Below are 18,340 nucleotides of genomic sequence, written 5' to 3' on the forward strand. Positions count from 1 at the left end.
GCATGTTTATTTTGAACGGAAATGTAAGGATTTATGCATGATTCATGGCAAACAATGCGTTTCAGTCTCTGATCCAGATATAAAATACAAAAACAATAAGTCCAATCATGCAGATCCATGTATCTCGTTTGGACCATACCAATAAGGAGGAACGTGCTCCAAGCAAGGAATTCTCTCTAATTTTCCGCATTTCCATCGCAATCGTCATATCTTCTGCACGCTGAAACAGCGCCATGAGCAAGGGAATAACCATTGGACCAAGATCACGCACACGTACCGTATTCGGTCGTAATGCAGCTTTGCCGCGTGCCCGGACGATCAGCGAGAATCGCTGCCATTCACTCCAGATCATCGGGATAAAACGAAAGATTAAGGACACGGCGAGTGCGAACGACGACACGGGCAGTTTAATTTTTTTCCCAACACCAAGCACCCAATTCAGTCCCTCAACCATACGCCCATATGGCGTAGTCAGTGAAAACCAAAGACTTGCCAACGTAATGATAAACAAACGGTATACATTCAGTAACGTCCCCTCCGCCTGTATCAAGGAAAATCCAAACTGTAGGCTGCCACCTTCTGTAGAAAGAGTTGTGCCCGACAACGCGGTTGATACGAGAAAGAACAATACGAGCGGCTTCATTAATTTCAAGCATCCCATCAGAGCCTGACGTGGCAGCAAAACAAGTGCCAAGATGACTGGCATCAACGTAAGAGAGAGACCTAACCAGTGATGTTGAAGCATCGTCGCGGTCACGAGCAAAATGTATAAAATCCATTTCAGACGCGGGTCCATGGCACCATACAATCCTCTGTTGGATCCTGATTCTGCGTGGGTGTATATGCCCTCCTGCGTGCCTTCTCCTCTCGAAGTGTCGGAGCTTGAAAAGGCAAGCTTCGCTTCATCTCTGAATTGATCCTCATTACCAATAACATCAACCTTCCGCTCTAAAGGCTCATTGACGGACTGAACAATACCTTCAGCCATTTCCTCCGGGGTCAACGCAGTAGTAGGAAAATGAATGCCCGCAGCCGCAAATTGTTGTGCCAGTTGCATAGAGGGTGGCAGACCAATTCCGGCAAGCTCCAGCAGATCTGGTCTTGTGTGAAGCTCCCGTGGTTTGAGATCAGCAACCAGACGCCCATCCTTCAACAACAGAACCCGATCCGCATGCGGTAAAAATGTGTCCAGGTCGTGTGTAGCCACAATGGCTCCCTCACCTGCAGTTCGATGCTGGTTCAAAGCATCTAGCAGCATGAGCACACTTTGGGCTTCCAATCCAGCGCTGGGTTCATCGAGCAATAACCATGAAGGCTGCGTAGCAGTACCCAGGGCAAGCCCCAATCTTCTCCGTTCTCCCCCGCTTAGTGCAAAGGGGGATCTGTCCGAATGGAATCGTTCTTCCTCTCCCTGACCCGCTGGAGAGTCCCAGCGCTCAAGTGCTTCGGAAATCTGCTTTTTCTTTTGTTCATCCGGTAGCCGATATGGACGCAGAGAATAAGCAAATTCACGCCCAATACTTCGGGCAAACAGCTGCTGCTCTGGGAATTGAAAGACCAACCCCATTTGTAACAGAATGGACTGTGGCACTTTCCCGTTCTGCCAGAAAAGCTCTCCGTCCAGCTTGAGGCTACCCTCATCTGGAGGTTTCAGGCCAGCGATCGTTTGCAGCAGTGTAGTTTTGCCTGATCCTGTGCAGCCTAATAATAAAGTGATTTCGCCACGGTTCAGTCGGACAGTGATATCTTGAAGCAGCGCTTTTTTGTCAGGTTGTGATGAAGCTATACCTACATGTTCTAATTCGATTGCCAAAGGGCTACCTCCTTAACCAACTGCTCTGGTCGCAGAGGAGTTGCATGATGCAGCAAACCTTTCCGTTTCAGGAGTAGAGCCGTCTGCACTGTAAAAGGTGGAGCAAGCCCAAGCTGTTCGCAGGGTGATGGTTGTTGTGCTCCTTTTCCAGCGTCAGCCGTTATCTCTTCCTTATCTTTTCCATAGAAGAAAGCCGCAGGCGCTCCATCATAAACACAGCGTCCCTGTTCCATGGCAATAATTCGATTGCAAAGAGTCGCTTCCTCCAAATGATGCGTAATCCAGATTACCGCCGTCCCCTGCTGGACAATAGTTTGAACTACAGCTTCCATTCGATCTCTGGCTCCCGGATCAAGCATGGCCGTAGGTTCGTCCAAAATGAGTACATCCGGCTTGGCCGCCAGCGCTACCGCGATATTAAGCAACTGCTTCTGCCCTCCAGACAGCATCGATATTGCCGCCTGTGGCGGGTGTTCAAGTCCTACCGTATGTAATGCGTGCTCTCTCCGACGTAATTGTTCATCAGGAGATTCCAGCAGTGAGGATAAGGCAAAATGAAATTCCTCCTCAATGGTATCTCCAAGTACCTGGGCATCAGGCTGCTGGAGGACTCCACGCACAACCAGTTCTGGAGCAGCCATTCTTTCTCCTCCAGATAGTGGCGTGAATCCAATCAGCAGTCCAGCTAGCGTACTTTTGCCGCTACCATTGGCTCCCACAATACTTATCCATTCACCGGGAGCTAAATCCAACGAAACCCCATCCACTGCCTTACGAACACGTCCTGACTCGGAAGCATAATGAACACGGACATTTTCTAGTTTTATCAAAGGTGTAACGTCTTGCATCGCAAATTGGTCCTTTCCCTTTTGAATCTTTTGTGGTACGATCCAAATCGTTAACCACATTCGTTTGATCGGTTAACAATAAGATTACCAAAATTGAAAGGAATGTTCAAACATGAAATTATCTTTGCGAGGTATTGTATTCAGCGCACTGATGGCAGCCATACTTGTTCTTTTTGGTTACATAAGTATTCCCATTGGTTTCTCTCCTGTGCCGATTACACTGCAAACTCTTGCGGTTATGCTGGCAGGAGGACTGCTTGGCCCATTATATGGTTTTCTAAGTGTCGCTTTGGTCGTAGTCCTGACTGCGATTGGCTTCCCGCTTCTGCATGGCGCAGGCGGACTTGCAGTACTCCTTGGGCCTACCGGGGGATATGTCATGATGTGGCCCTTCTCCGCATTGCTCATTGGGTTATTACTCAGCAGAATCAAACTGAACGGATTCGTTGGTTATTTCCTGGCCTTTATCGTATTTGAGGTATTTGGTTCAATGTTGATCTATGTTTCGGGCGTGCCCTGGTTGGCCTATGCCTACAAAATGTCATTACCCGAAGCCATGATACAAGGGTTCTATCCCTACATCATCGGTGATCTAATCAAAGCCTTGTTCGCTGCGATCATCATCGCACCTGTGCGCATGGTCTTCCCTCCGCAACGACTGACAGGCAATATGAACTCAACGGTTGTGCGAGCAGATTCTTAGGACATCATTGGATCGTGAATAAAACGAAACAAATGCCTCCAAAATTAATTTTTGGAGGTATTTTCTTTTGTGCCAGAACGTCATGTCCATATTTTCCATGCTTCAAGTCCATATTCAACATGTTCTTCAAAAGAAGTCTTGACTATAATAATTGATAATGATTATCATTATAAAAGAAAAAGGGGATTTCATTATTATGTTGCGTCATCCAAATAAACTCCAGCTTTCGTGCATTATCCTTGTGCTAACCTTGCTTCTCTCCGCTTGCGGTCAAGGGAAACAAACATCATCACCTTCTACTGAAGGTAATTCTGCACAGCAGACAGAAACGTCAACCGATACTGCCTTAGAATCGGCAACTCGCGTATATAAGGATGCTCTGGGCCGTGAGGTAACGATTCCAGCCCATCCCCAACGTGTTCTCACTACACAATATTTACCGGAAATGCTGGCAGCAGGACTTAAGCCCGCTGGGGCAGCATCACATCTGCTTAACAACTATGTCTCGATTCAAGATCAATTGGAAGGGATCGAAGATATCGGGGTCTCCAATAAGCTGAATTTGGAAAAGGCACTCGAACTGCAGCCGGACCTCATCATTGCTGCAGAGTGGAATGAGGATCAATTGGAGCAGCTGTCCAAGATTGCCCCTACGGTTGTTGTTCAATGGGAAGGTGCCGATGCATTCCAACATTTCAAGTCAGTGGCTGACGTTATTGGCAGAAGCGAACAGGCACAGGAATGGATTCAAGTATTTAATCAGAAATCCGAAGAGGCACGGACCAAGCTTTCTTCCTTCGTTTCACCAGATGAGACATTCGGCGTTGTGGTTATTGGCGGATTTGAAAAAGGTCAACTCAGAGTGTACGGGAACGCTAATGTCGGTTATACCTTATATGATGCTCTGAAGTTCAACATGACGGATACCGTCAAAGAGGAATGGGCAAAAGGGAATCATGAACTCGGCATCAACATCTCTCTTGAGAAACTGCCGGAATATGCTTCAGCAGATCGACTGTTTGTGGTAAGATTCGATAATGATCCTGATTTCCTGAAAGAGGTGGATGATAGCCAGTTGTGGCACTCACTGCCTGCCGTCAAAAATAATAAAGTTTACGTGGTTGATGAGAGCCTATGGTTCTCTTACGACGTGATGTCTCTCAGTGCTCAATTGGATGATGCCGTTCAATTGCTCACCAAATAAAAGATATTAATCACATCATATACAATAGAGGAGAAGTTCTTCAGCGATCCTGCCTGAAGAGCTTCTTTTCAGCTTTTGAGGAGGGATACCATGATTTCGCTGGTCTATATACTTACAGGGACATACTGCGATGCGATATCCGGTCCGTGTACAAAATCAATACACCGTCATACATTGATGATTATCACCGAAGGGCGTGGTAAAGTCCATTCCATGGGTAAACAGACTGAGGTTATGCCAGGAAACTGCTTTCTATTTCATCCCGGTATGGAAGTGCAGCTTGAGAGTCTATCAGATCTTCCTCTGCAAGTATATAGCGTTGAATTCGAACCTCTGCCCGTGACTGTTCAGGGTACGCCCCGAATGGCTGCATTAGCGCAAGGACAAGTATACCCTGAACATGTTTCTCGCATGATTCAATTGGTACACTTGCTGCATCCCGTGGAGGATCTTTGCGATGAAAAGGAAAACTACAGCAAACATGTGCTGTTTCAGGAATTGATTTTACTAGCCATGAAAGCCGACACGATGGATAAAGAGCATCGCAGCATACAGGCCGTGGATACACTCCTTCAACGGTTGGAACAATCCGTTACACTTGACTATACTTTGGATCAACTTGCCGCAGAGACTGGGCTATCCACACGCCATTTTTCACGTCTTTTTCGTGAGCACACCGGACAGAGTCCCATCAAATATTTGAATGCCTTGCGAATGAATCGTGCCAAAAAACGTCTGCTGGAATCAAATGATTCGATTCAGGAAATTGCAGGACACATCGGATTCCGCGATCCTTTTCATTTCAGTCGTAGCTTCAAGCAATATACCGGTGTATCGCCGCGTTTATATATTCATCTAAGAAAGCATACAATGCGTGTCGCCTCCTTTCAGTTCCTGGGTGAGCTGCTGGCGCTCGGCATAACACCGATTGGTGCACCTTACCAATTGCTAGACTGCCGTTATTACCAGGGTCATGTGCGAGGTGTTCCTTCGATTGGAAATTCCGTGGTAACGCCATATATGGATAAGATATCGGAGCTGAAACCCGATCTCATCGTGACTTTTAACGGGCATCATTATGCCGAATACTCCAAAATTGCTCCTACACTGGATGTTCCCTGGTCCCTGCCCTTCTTTGAACGCTTTCGTCTTATTGCGGAATTGACTGGAAGGACATCTGTGGCAGAAGCCTGGATGGAAAGCTATATGAACAAGATCAAGGAAACCCAAAGAGTCTTGTCTCCTCTTCAAGATGGTGACCAAACAGTTTCATTCTTCTGGATGAGAGGACTTCCCGCTACCTTCCAGGTCTACTACGACGTAGGTGTGTTATATCGTGATTTGCAATTAAAACCACCTGCTCCGGTGCTGGCAGCCCAGCAAAATAAATCTCATCCGTTCAAAGAAGATATTCCTTTGGATCAATTGCATAAGTATGCGGGTGATCATCTCTTTATCGTTGTGTCGGGCGACCCGGAATCCATCCGACAGTTTGAACAGCTTGAACGCAGCAAGTATTGGCAGCAGCTTCCGGCAGTGCAGAACGGTCAGGTTTACCGTATGACGGAGGACTGGCTTCGGGAAGATCCAATCTCCATGATGGGACAGGTTCAGGATCTGATGAATTTGATTGGGTAACAGCAAAAAAAGCCGTGTCCACGTAAACAGAAAACATTCTGTTCCACGTCGGACACGGCTTTTGTTATTTCTACTCTTGTTCCTGTCCCTTTCCACCATACAGGGTAAGTAAAGGCTCTTGAACCCGAACTTCTCCTGTAGTCAAAGGAACCACTTCCTCATAGTTTGCAGAATTCGTTACAATAATAGGGGTTACCGTATGATAACCAGCGGCCTTGATTGCAGCGATATCGAATTCCAGCAGCAAATCTCCTGCTTTAACCCGATCACCTTCCTGAATATGTGATGTAAAGTGCTGACCATCGAGCTTGACGGTATCTACCCCGACATGGACCAATATCTCCGCACCTGTATCCGATACAACAGCCAGCGCATGTTTCTTTTTGAAAGCCACGGTAATGGTACCGTCAAAAGGAGCAACGACTCGGCCAACTGCCGGCTCGATCGCAATGCCTTTGCCCATCGCACCGGATGAAAATGCCGGATCTGGCACCTCAGTCAGTTCAACAATGGTCCCCTCAATCGGACTAAGAACTTCTTGATCCACGGAATCCGCTGTTCTTATTGATGGATTGGTAGATTCCGTGCTTTTTTCTTGTTCTTCCTCTTCAACCGGATCTTTGAATCCCATAATGTACGTCAATGCAGCCGAAACAACAAAGGATACGCAGATCCCAAGAATCAGTCCAGGGAAGCCCTCTCCACCCGGTCCATAGAAGATCGGCAAAGTCAGTAATCCTGGAGCGCCCGAAGCGAATGCCTGAGTACCCGCCTGACCAATGATGGCCCCACCAACAGCACCCCCGATCACTCCTGCGATGAATGGACGTTTGAGTGGCAGAGTGACACCATAGATGGCCGGCTCGGTAATCCCGAACAAGGCTGTCAACGTCGATGAACCCGCCAGCGTTTTCAGCTTTTTATTTTTGGTTTTCAGCATAACGCCGAATGCAGCTCCGGTCTGTGCAAAGATGGAAGCCGTCGCAGCCGGTTTGACGCCATCACGTCCATACACAGCAACGTTGTTGATAAAAACGGGAATAAGACCCCAGTGAATTCCGAAAATAACGAGCAGCTGCCAGCTTGCACCCATAACGGCTCCTGCCAATAACGGACTGAATCCGAAGGCGGCCACAAGTCCTGATGCAATGGCATTACCTACATATACTCCAAATGGACCGAATACAAGCAAAGTAAGAGGTACCATAATGACAAGCAAAAATAATGGAGTGACAAAATTTTTCACACTTTCGTGAAGAACTTTATTGAAGAATTTCTCCAATTTGCTCATGGCGATAACTGCCAGAATAATAGGGATAACGGTAGATGAATAATTCATCAAAATCACAGGAATACCGAAGAAATCGGTTGGCGTTCCCTCCGCCTTGAGCGTGACGATGGAAGGATAGATTAATGCGCCTGCAATGGTCATTGCTACAAACATGTTACCCTGGAATTTGCGAGCAGTTGTAACCGCTAACAGCAAAGGTAAGAAATAAAACAGGCTGTCTGCTGCTGCAAATAGGATTTTATACGTGCTTTCCGTTGTTTCCAGCCAGCCGACATTGCTTGCAATGAGCAGCAGCCCTTTCAAGATACCTGCTCCCGCCATAACCCCTAATAGCGGTGCGAAAATACTAGAAATCACATCGATGATGCCGCCTAAGCCTTTTGCGGACTTCTTCGGCTTTTCCTTTTCGGAAGAATCATCCAAAATGTTGCTGATCTGACCAATGGCGTTGTAAACCTCAGGCACCTTATTGCCAACGACCACCTGGAACTGACCCCCGTTTTCCTTGACTGCAATGATTCCTTCTGTCTTTTCCAGCTTGGCTTTGTCTGCCTTGGCATCATCCTTCAATACAAACCGCAAACGTGTTGCGCAATGTACCAGTGATACCACATTCTTTTCGCCGCCGACCAGCTCGACGATCTCTTTTGCGAGTTTTTCCTGACTCATGATGTGCACCCCCATATTTACTAAAACACGCACCTTACCGATTTTTTTGCACGCAAAAAACCTAAGCCTTGAGTAAGGTTTGGACACATTGGTCCTGCCTTCTCATGACTTAGGTTTTGCCTGCATAACCAGTAACAATCCCAGTTAAATCGTATTCAATTCCTGTTAATCTCATATTATTATGATTTAACCAAATTTGTCAACATTTTAATTATTATCGATTAACGACCCGTTCAATGTGGACGGTCAGATACAATTTCTCTTCGTTGGTAAGCTGATGGTTATATTCCTTGTTGACGAACATTTCGATTTTCTCCGTACATGCCGCCGCTTCCGGGTGCTTCTCTTTGATCATGTCGTAAAAGTGGTCATAATTATTGTCATAATGCGTGCCGCTTAATACCCTCTGGGAGAAGAACTTCAGATGCGTAATGAAACGAAAATAGCTGAGAGACTCTTCATCGAATTCCATCTTGAAGTGATATTTCGCTATATTAATAATCTGCTGAATAAACTTCGTGATGTTCATTGTTGTAATAACTTCTTCATTCATCTCCGCATTGACAATATGCAGGGCAATATACGCTGCTTCATCCGGTGGAAGCTCGATATGAAGTCTGGACTTGATCTGCTCCAGCGTTTTCAGACCCAGTCCGAACTCAGCCTTGTACAGCTGTTTGATTTCCCACATCAGTGCATTCTTGATTTCAACCCCTTCACGATATCGTTCAATCGCAAAGTTAATATGATCTGTCAGAGAAACATAAATATTTTCATTCAGGTTACGGCCCAGATTCTTTCTGGCGTAGGTAATAATTTCTTCCACAATTTCGATTAGTTCCATGGGCACTTCACGCAGAAGCATTTTAAAATTGTCGGATGTCTGCTTGTTTTTAAGCGCAAATACTTTCTGGATACGGGTCTCGTCTACTTTATCCCCCGGCTTTTTCTTAAAGGCAATCCCACGCCCCATCACTACAAGCTCTGCTCCATCCGCCTGATAGATGCTAATGACGTTATTGTTGATAACCTTTGCTATTTTCACTTCAATCCCCCCGTCACGATCCACTCTCTTGGCAGTCATATATCGCCTTTTGGGCATACAAAAAAAACCTGAAGCATCACAAAATAAACAAGACATGTGCGTCTGTTTTTTTGGTGCTTAGGTTTTGCCTACTTCAAGTAGTAACAATCCCAAAACGATATAATTGCGTCAAGTATAGCGCGAAGAGACACATATGTCAACGCTTTCAACGAGGGAGCAATCGGAAGTTCCATGAAGAGTGGTCCTTCCGATATGATCATGGAGAATGTCCCTCATCATCCCCTGCTTATTCCAATTCTAAATTGCTGCCATCTGATTCAATCACATTTTTGTACCATTGGAAGCTCTTTTTCTTGATCCGCTTCAAATCACCCTTACCTTCATTGTCACGGTCGACATAGATATAACCATAGCGTTTTCTCATCTCTCCTGAAGAAGCGCTGACAATATCGATGGGCCCCCAGCTAGTATAACCGATGATCTCTACGCCATCCTGTAAAGCTTCACCCATCTCGGCAACATGGCGTTTCAGATAATCAATCCGGTACGCATCATCAACTTCACCTTCAGGGGTAACCACGTCATTGGCTCCAAATCCATTTTCTACAACAAAAAGCGGTTTTTGATATCGGTCGTGCAGTTGATTGGCTGTAATACGGATGCCTTTGGGATCAATCGTCCAGCCCCACTCCGATTTTGCCAAATATGGATTGGCCACAGAACCAAACACATTGCCGCTCGTCATGTTTTTGACGACTTCCGGGTCGGTGGAGGTTGTACGACTTGAATAATAGCTAAATCCGATATAATCAACCGTATGGTTTTTCAGAATTTCCGCATCACCTGGCTGCATGTTAATATTCAATCCATGATCCTTGAAGAAACGTTTGGCATAACCTGGGTACTCTCCACGCGACTGAACATCAATGAAGAAGTAAGACTCTCTGTCTTTCTCCATGCCCTGGAATACGTCTTCCGGATTACAGGTATAAGGATAAAAGCTTCCTGCCGCAAGCATACAGCCGATCATTGCGCCTGGGATAATCTCATGACAAGCTTTAACCGCCAGTGCACTTGCCACCAATTGATGATGTGCTGCCTGATACTGAATCTCTTTCACATGATCACCATCCTTGAAGACCAAACCCGCACCAAGGAATGGCAGATGCAGCAGCATATTAATTTCGTTGAACGTCATCCAATATTTAACCTTTTCCTTGTAACGGTTAAATACGGTTTTTGCGTAGGTTTCGAACAGAGTCACTAACTCACGACTTCTCCAACTGCCATATTTCTCAATCAGATTGACCGGTACATCGAAGTGAGCAAGCGTAACCACAGGCTCGATACCATGCTTCAACAGTTCATCGAATAATTGATCATAAAATTGCAAACCCGCTTCATTCGGCTGTGCATCTTCTCCGGTTGGGAAAATCCGCGCCCAGGCTATGGATACACGCAGCGCTTTGAATCCCATTTCGGCAAACAGCGCGATATCTTCGGGATAACGGTGATAGAAATCAATTGCTTCATGCGAAGGATAAAACTCGGTTTCCAGCGGGGTTAATGCAGGGACATTACCCTTCATGATGCTTCTACGATTCTCTCCTGTCGGCAGCAAGTCAACAATGCTCAGCCCTTTGCCACCTTCCTGATAAGCACCCTCTGCCTGATTGGCAGCGATGGCACCACCCCACAAAAAGTCTTTGGGAAACTTAAAATTAGTCATCTGTATTCTCCTTCCAAATATGTAATTCTGTTATCCGCTCAAATCGCATGAAACATTACAAGACAAAATTTTTAAGTTGAACTACACATTTACATCATAAACGGATAGGACAGAAAAAATCTGGGGATAACTGCGATCGGAAGATTGTTCTGGCAGCGCAGTGTCCAATGTAAAATCGTTTGTTCGTTCAACTTAAATACAAAAAACCCGAACCAGCCCGGATACACGTTGCAGTGTATACAAGCCAGCTCAGGTTATGCCCATATCGGTAACATTCCCAGATCACAATTATGCGGATTGGATAAAACTTTAGCAAGGAATAGCTGAATTGTCAATTTTATTGTGACTGGATAGTCGGATTAGATCTTTCAAATTCTTCGTTTTAATAATTAACGAGATGTGTATCCTGCATCCGCGTGAATCGTAGTGCCTGTGATATAAGAAGCAGCGTCAGATGCTAACCAGAGACTTGCTTGTGCAATTTCATTAGGTTGTCCAAAACGATTAAGCAAGCTCAACTGCGGAGCATACTCCTCTGCCGTGAAACCGAATTGATCCAAGGCACCACGCAGCATAGGTGTATCGATTGCTCCTGGAGCAACCGAGTTAACCCGAATGTTGTGTGGTCCGTTTTCCATTGCAGCTACTTTGGTCATACCAACCACGCCATGCTTAGCAGCTACATAAGCAATGTTATTGGGTTGAGGACGGAATCCACTCACCGATGAAATGTTAATAATGGAACCGCCTTTGCCTTGTTTCAGCATTTGCTTAAGTTCATATTTCATACACAATGCAGTACCTGTCAGGTCAACTGAAATCAGGCGATGCCAGTAGGCTTCGTCAAATTCAGCTGCTGGTTTGTCATCTGGCGTGAGTGCGGCATTATTAACGGCCACGTCCAGTTGTCCATAAGTCTCAACTGCAAACTTCACCATCGCTTGTACTTCTTCCGATTTGGAAATATCGACTTTCACGAAAGCGGATTCACCACCAGCCGCACGAATGGATTCAACGACAGCCTGTCCTTTCTCTTCGTTAAAATCTGCAACGATTACCTTTGCTTTGGCTGCGGCAAAAAGTTGAGCAGTTGCTTCACCCATGCCCATCGCTGCCCCTGTTACAATGGCCACTTTACCTTCCAATACGGGAAATGTCATATGAATACCTCCATTAATATTAATTTTAAACAATCCTCAATATATCTATATCATTGACCTTATTCAATCCGTAATATGCCTGGAATTGTACGTTACTGTACACTTGATCGTATTTTGTACACCAAGTTGCAGAATTAAGTGACATGAACGATACTGTAAACGAGGTGAACTATTCATGACAGATCGAATTGACAAACGCATTTTGCGTTCCAAGTCGGATATCAAAGAAACTTTTCTACGCTTGCTTTCACAAAAGCCTTTTCAACAGATCTCCATATCTGAAATTGTCCGGGAGGCCAATTATAATCGGGGCACATTTTATGCCAATTTCGCAACCAAAGAGGATTTGTTACGTGAGATTATTCAGGAGGTTCTAGTCGAATTTGTTCAACAGATCAAGAATCCATACAGATACATCACCAAAGTCAATTTAAAAGAAATGCATGCCGAAGATATCACGCTGTTTACATACTTGAAAGAACAAGCTGCACTATACAAATTGTTATTGAGTGATCATATCCAGGTGGATTTTCGCTACCAAATGGCGAGAGTCATTGAGGATCTTTTTGTAGCAGAATACGATTATGAGCTTGAGGAAGGGTCCGTAATTGATCCAAAATGGTTATACATCTATCGGGCTCATGGAGTCGCAGGTCTTTTGATTCGCTGGATTGAAGAAGATTTCCCAACGTCTCCGCAATATATGAACACACAAATTGTAGAATTAATGCTGATATCCACAGAAGTTTTTCATGTAAAAGAGTAATCCACACCACCCCCTGCGATATTCCATAATTGTCATAATCACTAATTTTGACATGAATTATTATCCAATTATCATGGTATTTTCTTTGAATAAATCATGATATATTTGCATTTCAGAAAACGTTTTCAATACATAATTTGGTGGTGATTCTATTTAAATTAATTTAGGATCTTGTTCTATGCTGAACTTAAATCGCCAATTTTGTAATCGCTATATTTTTAGTTCAACAATTATATTTACAAAGGAGAATATGTTAATGAACAAAAACCGCAAATCGGCCCTCTCGCTCACTATCGTAACGGCAATGATCCTATCCCTGTTCTCATCAGCCATCGCTTCTGCTGCTTCAGATGACTCGATTCAGGCAAATGCAACCGCCGCTGCTCCAACCAATATTCAGTCCTATGTTACTGCGATGGAGCCGGGCTGGAATCTGGGTAACTCGCTGGACGCTGTTGGTGCAGATGAAACGGCCTGGGGAAACCCGCTGATCACTCAGCAACTGATTCAAAATATCGCCAATCAAGGCTACAAAAGCATTCGTATTCCAGTGACCTGGCAAGCTCATATAGGAGGAGCACCCAACTACACTATTGATACCGCTTACATGAATCGCGTTCAACAGGTTGTAAACTGGGCCCTGGATGCCAATCTATATGTCATGATTAATATTCATCACGATTCATGGCAGTGGATCAGCTATATGGAGAATGACCATGCCAATGTTCTTGCTCGTTACAACTCTGCCTGGACTCAAATTGCAAACAAATTCAAAAACTCATCCACTAAGCTGATGTTCGAAAGTGTAAATGAACCACGCTTCACCGAAGGTGGTACAACGAATACCGCTACAGCATACGCTTTGCTGGAAGAGTTGAATGTATCTTTTCATAACATCGTGAGAGCATCCGGCGGTAACAATGCAACACGTCCATTGGTTCTCCCAACGATGCATACCTCTTCCGCTCAACCAGATCTCGATGCATTATCCCAGACAATCGCAAAATTGAATGACCCTAACATTATCGCTACCGTTCACTACTATGGTTTCTGGCCATTCAGCGTGAATATCGCAGGGTACACCAAATATAATGCTGAAGTGCAACAGGATATTACCGATACATTTGACCGAGTCTACAATGCATTCACAGCCAAAGGTATTCCGGTTATCGTCGGTGAGTATGGCTTGCTCGGATTTGATCAGCACACAGGTGTCATCGAGCAAGGTGAGAAGCTGAAATTCTTCGAATTTATCGGCCAATACCTGCGTCAGAAACAGATGACCACCATGTTATGGGATAATGGACAGCATTTCGGCCGTACCAGCTTCACATGGTCTGATCAGGATCTGTATAACACAATGAAAGCAAGTTGGACAGGTCGTTCCTCCACAGCTGAATCCGATCTGGTTTATCTGAAAAAAGGTGCTGCAATTCAGGATAAAACCGTAAAACTGAATCTCAATGGCAATACATTTAGTTCTCTTGCTAATGGCAGCACTACCCTTGTTAAAAATACAGATTACACGATCAACGGTGATGTGCTTACGTTAAAATCAAGCCTGTTAACCAGACTGACCACTTCCGGCAATCTTGGGGTTAATGCCAAGTTGACCGTCAAATTCAACAAAGGCGCAAACTGGAACCTGAATATCATCAAGTATGATACACCTAAACTGAGCAATGTAACGGGCACAACGAGCTCGTTTGCGATTCCGACTACCTTTAATGGCAATCAACTGGCCACCATGGAAGCCACTTATACAAGTGGCGGAAACGCAGGTCCGCAAAACTGGACTTCATTTAAAGAATTTTCCTACACCTTCAGTCCGAATTATAGCAGCAACGTGATTGAACTGAAACAAAACTTCTTCAACGAAACGAATAATGGCGAAGTCATTCTCAAGTTCCACTTCTGGAGCGGAGACGTCATTACGTACAAAATTACAAAGAATGGTTCCAGTGTAGTAGGAATCTCTTCATAATTGGATTTTACAACTCAATCTACAGCATATTGGAATTCACGAAACGTTCTGTCCAGGGCAAGAGGCTCTGGGCAGAACGTTTTTCATTATTATACTTGGTTAATCTGACTGGCGACGAGGACCCACTATCAGTGCCTTTACACTAAAAATGAAACATCTCCACTCCGGCTGTGAATGACATAAGTTGCTCCCAGACCTTTATAAACAAGCCCAACAGGAGCCCTGTTGTTGGAAACGACATAGAGTTGTTGCGGACACAAGCTGCGACACAGCTCAATGTCCTGACAGCACTGCGGCAAGCTATTTTCGAATACAAAGGCGCTTTTTACTACAAATTCAAGCGGAAGCTGGTTACGGTCTGCCATTTCCTGAATGTAACGCACAGTAACAGCACCAAGAGATTGAAGTTGTTCCCCCTCTTCTTCACTGTGTACAAGCACGACAACTGCAAATCCCCTCTTCAGTAATACATCCACAAAATTCATTCCCGCCGCACCGTGTCCTGTCGAAACCACCATCATTACTTCATCCATTGCCGCCAACCTCGCCTTCACATCAGATCCTGCAAATGCCATCTGGAGTACGTTATGTGCGAATCATAGTCCTCTGTCTACATCTCTGCAATTGAACGGTATTCGATTTCTGCACCGTTCTGATCGATTCCAGACAATCCAGGTGAGGATTTCTTGACTAATTTCCTCTTTACGCTGTCATGCGGCATGTTACTCGGTCTGTCATGAACGGAAGAAAAAATCGAGTTATTCGAGTCCAAAACGAAGATATATCTCTTGTTAATCGCTTACATGTATGAATTCCAAACCAAAAATCGGAAAATCAGGCGTATATCCATTCCGGTAGATTTTACTTGAGCTGTGTTCAGTCGTAATATAATCGGCAGGATAACAAAAACAATAGAAACGATAAGGTGATTTTGCCTATGGAGGTTGAATTGTGTGATTGCAGACTGTGATGTGGAAATTCGAACGGAGATTCGTGTTGATACCCGAATTAGTTCCATGGAAATTATTCGGTACGATATGCGAAAATTACCCTTCATAGCGCGGGAACATTCATCCTGTTACTGTGGATTGTTCAAAATCTCATGCGGGAATGTTCATGGTTTTGCCGAATTTGAATTGCCTGTAGGCTCCCATCCCTCTGATCTGGTAAAATGGGCTTCGGTGTTCAGAGTTTTAAAAGGTATGGAGCTGTCGCAGGTCACGCAATTTATCCAGCAGCATCAAGAGTTGTGGGGAAATGAACGCAAGCTGTTCCTGCATGAAGCCGTCAGTAATTTGCTTCTCAACCTGGAGCAAGGCAGCACATCTGATGTGATGTTAAACCGGGAAGAAATTCGTGCCTTTCTGATGCAATACGCGCTGACGTATTATTCTTTTTGACACCTTCCGTTAAGTAGAAAAGATACATAAAAGTGCAAAGAAACCCTGGTGATATACACCGGGTCTCTTTGCATTTTCCGACCTGTCTTGTTCAAAAGTTTACGCTTATTGTGGTTCAGTAAATTTCACAACGATTAGTGCTTCTCCATTAGCTTGAACTGGGCCTGTCATAGTTGGCATCACCTGTTCAATGCTTTCGTTCCCATTCGGGATGAGCACAGGTGTAATCAATGGCAGTCCGGCAGCCTGGATCGCTTCCATATCAAATTCAATTAACAGTTGTCCTGCGGTTACGGTGTCTCCGCTATTCACATATGCGGTAAACCCCTCCCCCTTCAGTCCAACGGTATTAATCCCAATATGGACAAGCATTTGAACGCCGGTTTCATGTTCCAGGATTACCGCATGTTTGCTCTTATTCATCACATGAGCGATGACACCATCAAAAGGTGCAAATACTTTACCCTCAGAAGGCTCGATAGCGATCCCTTCTCCCATATGCTTTTCCGAGAATGCAGGATCAGGAACCTGCTCCAAAGCAACAGCTGTACCAGTGATCGGTGATGCAATTTCCAACATATCTACCTTGGTGCGATGGTTAACGGCCTGGCTGGCAGATGAGTTTGAATTTTGCGACAGAACTTCCGTCTTGCTCTCATCTCCTGCATTGCTCGGAACTTCCTCCGCAACCGGCTGATCCTTATATCCGAAGAACCAGGTAAGTGCAAATGCAATACCCATTGCTACCACGTTGGACAAAATGTATAAAGGCAATTGGCTATTCAAATACAGCAGCGTGCCCGGAATAACCGTCACCGCCATACCTGTACCTTGCAAATGGAACAAAGATGCGATAAATCCACCGACAGCACCCCCGACGAGACCCATGATGAACGGTTTCATGTATCGCAAGTTAACCCCGAAGATTGCAGGTTCAGTAATCCCTAGAAATGCAGAGAATGACGAAGGCAGTGCGAGTGCTTTCAGCTTTGTATTTTTGGTCTTCAACCCCACTGCCAGACAAGCTGCTCCTTGCGCAGCCATAGCACATGTAATAATCGCGTTGAACGGATTAAAGCCCGTTTTCTCCAGCAATTGAATCTCCAGAAAGTTAAAGATGTGATGTACACCGGTAACAACAATAATTTGATGGAAGAAACCAATAATAATGCCCGCAATACCAAATGGAAGTCCCAATACGGCTGTCGTTCCATGCAGCACCCACTCCTCTAGAGAATGGAATACCGGACCAATTGCGAAAAGGCCCAGCGTAATCATAACCGTCAGTGTAATAAAAGGGGTAAGAATTAAGTCAAGCGCCTCTGGTACGCGTCTTCTCAGAAGCTTCTCAAACTTCGCTCCGATCAATCCGACGAAGAACGCAGGCAGCACGGAACCCTGATATCCGACTACCGGGATGAATCCGAACATGTGCAGCGGTTGTGCTGATCCATCGGCCACAGCGTATGCATTCGGCAGCGCCGGATTCACAAGCATCAGACCCAAAACGATGCCGAGAACCGGACTCCCGCCAAACACACGGAATGCAGACCAGGCTACGAGTGCAGGCAGAAATGCAAATGCTGTGTCCGTCAGGATCTGAGTAAATAAGAGGAAATTGGGTGAAATGTCCTCCGGTGTTGCACCAAAAAGTGATAAAATTTCATTTTGAGTGAGCAGCCCTCGCAAACCCATGAACAGCCCCGTTGCTACCAGCACAGGGATAATTGGTACAAAAACATCACCGAACGTGCGAATGGCCCGTTGAAAAGCATTGCCTTCCTTCTTGCCCTGACTCTTCACATCTTCCTTGGAAGACCCTTCGATGCCCAGCTTCTCGACCTCTTCAAATATCCGGTTCACCGTTCCTGTTCCAAAAATGATCTGATACTGGCCAGAGTTGAAAAAGGCTCCTTTAACTTTGTCGATGTTCTCGACCTGCTTCTGATCGATCTTGTCCTTGTCATTCACCATGATCCGAAGACGTGTTGCACAGTGTGCAAATGATGCGATATTTTCTTTGCCCCCGATGGCACGAATAACGTCCTGGGCAATCTGCTGATTATCCGACATGGTCCTTCATTCCTCTC

General features: G+C 45.2%; 14 protein-coding genes. 6 read left to right on the top strand and 8 right to left on the bottom strand.

All coding sequences use genetic code 11. The features are described from left to right. Positions 1 to 61: 61 nt before the first annotated feature. Complete coding sequence (locus tag ACR1R9_RS13775; protein ID WP_433923400.1) at positions 62 to 1,813, bottom strand: ATP-binding cassette domain-containing protein; 1,752 nt, start codon at positions 1,811 to 1,813, stop codon at positions 62 to 64. After that, on the bottom strand, positions 1,798 to 2,643 hold the full coding sequence (locus ACR1R9_RS13780; protein ID WP_433923399.1) for an ATP-binding cassette domain-containing protein: 846 nt from the start codon (positions 2,641 to 2,643) through the stop codon (positions 1,798 to 1,800). Before ACR1R9_RS13780 ends, ACR1R9_RS13775 begins: the two co-directional genes overlap by 16 nt. A gap of 130 nt (positions 2,644 to 2,773) precedes the next feature. On the opposite strand from ACR1R9_RS13780, the gene ACR1R9_RS13785 reads away from it, so the two are divergent. The 3 genes from ACR1R9_RS13785 (at position 2,774) to ACR1R9_RS13795 (ending at position 6,206) form a co-directional block, all read left to right on the top strand. Continuing rightward, complete coding sequence (locus ACR1R9_RS13785; protein ID WP_072732639.1) at positions 2,774 to 3,364, top strand: biotin transporter BioY; 591 nt, start codon at positions 2,774 to 2,776, stop codon at positions 3,362 to 3,364. A gap of 157 nt (positions 3,365 to 3,521) precedes the next feature. After that, the gene (locus ACR1R9_RS13790; protein ID WP_433956450.1) at positions 3,522 to 4,568 is read left to right on the top strand and encodes an ABC transporter substrate-binding protein; all 1,047 of its coding nucleotides are present in this window, start codon (positions 3,522 to 3,524) and stop codon (positions 4,566 to 4,568) included. 90 nt (positions 4,569 to 4,658) lie between these two features. After that, positions 4,659 to 6,206, top strand: coding sequence for a helix-turn-helix domain-containing protein (locus ACR1R9_RS13795; RefSeq protein ID WP_433923397.1), 1,548 nt, complete (start codon positions 4,659 to 4,661; stop codon positions 6,204 to 6,206). A 70-nt stretch (positions 6,207 to 6,276) separates the two neighbouring features. On the opposite strand, the gene ACR1R9_RS13800 is transcribed toward ACR1R9_RS13795, so the two are convergent. The 4 genes from ACR1R9_RS13800 to ACR1R9_RS13815 form a co-directional block, all read right to left on the bottom strand. Next, positions 6,277 to 8,166 carry a beta-glucoside-specific PTS transporter subunit IIABC gene (locus ACR1R9_RS13800; protein ID WP_433923396.1) on the bottom strand — a complete coding sequence of 630 codons (1,890 nt, stop codon included), beginning with the start codon at positions 8,164 to 8,166 and terminating at the stop codon, positions 6,277 to 6,279. Between the two features lie 214 nt (positions 8,167 to 8,380). Beyond that, positions 8,381 to 9,211 (bottom strand): BglG family transcription antiterminator LicT, encoded by an 831-nt coding sequence (gene licT / locus ACR1R9_RS13805; protein ID WP_433923716.1) that lies wholly within the window; start codon positions 9,209 to 9,211, stop codon positions 8,381 to 8,383. 286 nt (positions 9,212 to 9,497) lie between these two features. After that, positions 9,498 to 10,940, bottom strand: a complete 1,443-nt coding sequence (locus tag ACR1R9_RS13810; RefSeq protein ID WP_433923395.1) for a 6-phospho-beta-glucosidase — start codon at positions 10,938 to 10,940, stop codon at positions 9,498 to 9,500. 389 nt (positions 10,941 to 11,329) lie between these two features. Continuing rightward, the gene (locus ACR1R9_RS13815) at positions 11,330 to 12,100 is read right to left on the bottom strand and encodes an SDR family NAD(P)-dependent oxidoreductase (protein ID WP_433923394.1); all 771 of its coding nucleotides are present in this window, start codon (positions 12,098 to 12,100) and stop codon (positions 11,330 to 11,332) included. Positions 12,101 to 12,275: 175 nt separating this feature from the next. On the opposite strand from ACR1R9_RS13815, the gene ACR1R9_RS13820 reads away from it, so the two are divergent. Both ACR1R9_RS13820 and ACR1R9_RS13825 read left to right on the top strand, forming a co-directional pair. Continuing rightward, on the top strand, positions 12,276 to 12,866 hold the full coding sequence (locus tag ACR1R9_RS13820; RefSeq protein ID WP_076291097.1) for a TetR/AcrR family transcriptional regulator: 591 nt from the start codon (positions 12,276 to 12,278) through the stop codon (positions 12,864 to 12,866). A gap of 256 nt (positions 12,867 to 13,122) precedes the next feature. Continuing rightward, complete coding sequence (locus tag ACR1R9_RS13825; protein WP_433923393.1) at positions 13,123 to 14,850, top strand: cellulase family glycosylhydrolase; 1,728 nt, start codon at positions 13,123 to 13,125, stop codon at positions 14,848 to 14,850. A gap of 137 nt (positions 14,851 to 14,987) precedes the next feature. On the opposite strand, the gene ACR1R9_RS13830 is transcribed toward ACR1R9_RS13825, so the two are convergent. Beyond that, positions 14,988 to 15,383 carry a hypothetical protein gene (locus tag ACR1R9_RS13830; protein ID WP_433948940.1) on the bottom strand — a complete coding sequence of 132 codons (396 nt, stop codon included), beginning with the start codon at positions 15,381 to 15,383 and terminating at the stop codon, positions 14,988 to 14,990. 420 nt (positions 15,384 to 15,803) lie between these two features. On the opposite strand from ACR1R9_RS13830, the gene ACR1R9_RS13835 reads away from it, so the two are divergent. Continuing rightward, positions 15,804 to 16,250 carry a hypothetical protein gene (locus ACR1R9_RS13835; RefSeq protein WP_076291093.1) on the top strand — a complete coding sequence of 149 codons (447 nt, stop codon included), beginning with the start codon at positions 15,804 to 15,806 and terminating at the stop codon, positions 16,248 to 16,250. A gap of 105 nt (positions 16,251 to 16,355) precedes the next feature. On the opposite strand, the gene ACR1R9_RS13840 is transcribed toward ACR1R9_RS13835, so the two are convergent. Next, entirely contained in the window at positions 16,356 to 18,323 is a 1,968-nt protein-coding gene (locus ACR1R9_RS13840; protein WP_433923391.1) for a sucrose-specific PTS transporter subunit IIBC, read from the bottom strand. Positions 18,324 to 18,340: the final 17 nt, after the last annotated feature.

Origin of the sequence: Paenibacillus taichungensis, from assembly GCF_050994985.1 — a bacterium.
GTDB classification, from domain to species: domain Bacteria; phylum Bacillota; class Bacilli; order Paenibacillales; family Paenibacillaceae; genus Paenibacillus; species Paenibacillus taichungensis.

What these genes read in the sequence shown, in the direction of transcription:
- ACR1R9_RS13785 (WP_072732639.1), top strand. Translation starts at nt 2,774, where the DNA reads ATGAAATTATCTTTGCGAGGTATTGTATTCAGCGCACTGATGGCAGCC.
- ACR1R9_RS13790 (WP_433956450.1), top strand. Translation starts at nt 3,522, where the DNA reads ATGATTATCATTATAAAAGAAAAAGGGGATTTCATTATTATGTTGCGT.
- ACR1R9_RS13795 (WP_433923397.1), top strand. Translation starts at nt 4,659, where the DNA reads ATGATTTCGCTGGTCTATATACTTACAGGGACATACTGCGATGCGATA.
- ACR1R9_RS13800 (WP_433923396.1), bottom strand. Translation starts at nt 8,166, where the DNA reads ATGAGTCAGGAAAAACTCGCAAAAGAGATCGTCGAGCTGGTCGGCGGC.
- ACR1R9_RS13810 (WP_433923395.1), bottom strand. Translation starts at nt 10,940, where the DNA reads ATGACTAATTTTAAGTTTCCCAAAGACTTTTTGTGGGGTGGTGCCATC.
- ACR1R9_RS13815 (WP_433923394.1), bottom strand. Translation starts at nt 12,100, where the DNA reads ATGACATTTCCCGTATTGGAAGGTAAAGTGGCCATTGTAACAGGGGCA.
- ACR1R9_RS13820 (WP_076291097.1), top strand. Translation starts at nt 12,276, where the DNA reads ATGACAGATCGAATTGACAAACGCATTTTGCGTTCCAAGTCGGATATC.
- ACR1R9_RS13825 (WP_433923393.1), top strand. Translation starts at nt 13,123, where the DNA reads ATGAACAAAAACCGCAAATCGGCCCTCTCGCTCACTATCGTAACGGCA.
- ACR1R9_RS13830 (WP_433948940.1), bottom strand. Translation starts at nt 15,383, where the DNA reads ATGGATGAAGTAATGATGGTGGTTTCGACAGGACACGGTGCGGCGGGA.
- ACR1R9_RS13840 (WP_433923391.1), bottom strand. Translation starts at nt 18,323, where the DNA reads ATGTCGGATAATCAGCAGATTGCCCAGGACGTTATTCGTGCCATCGGG.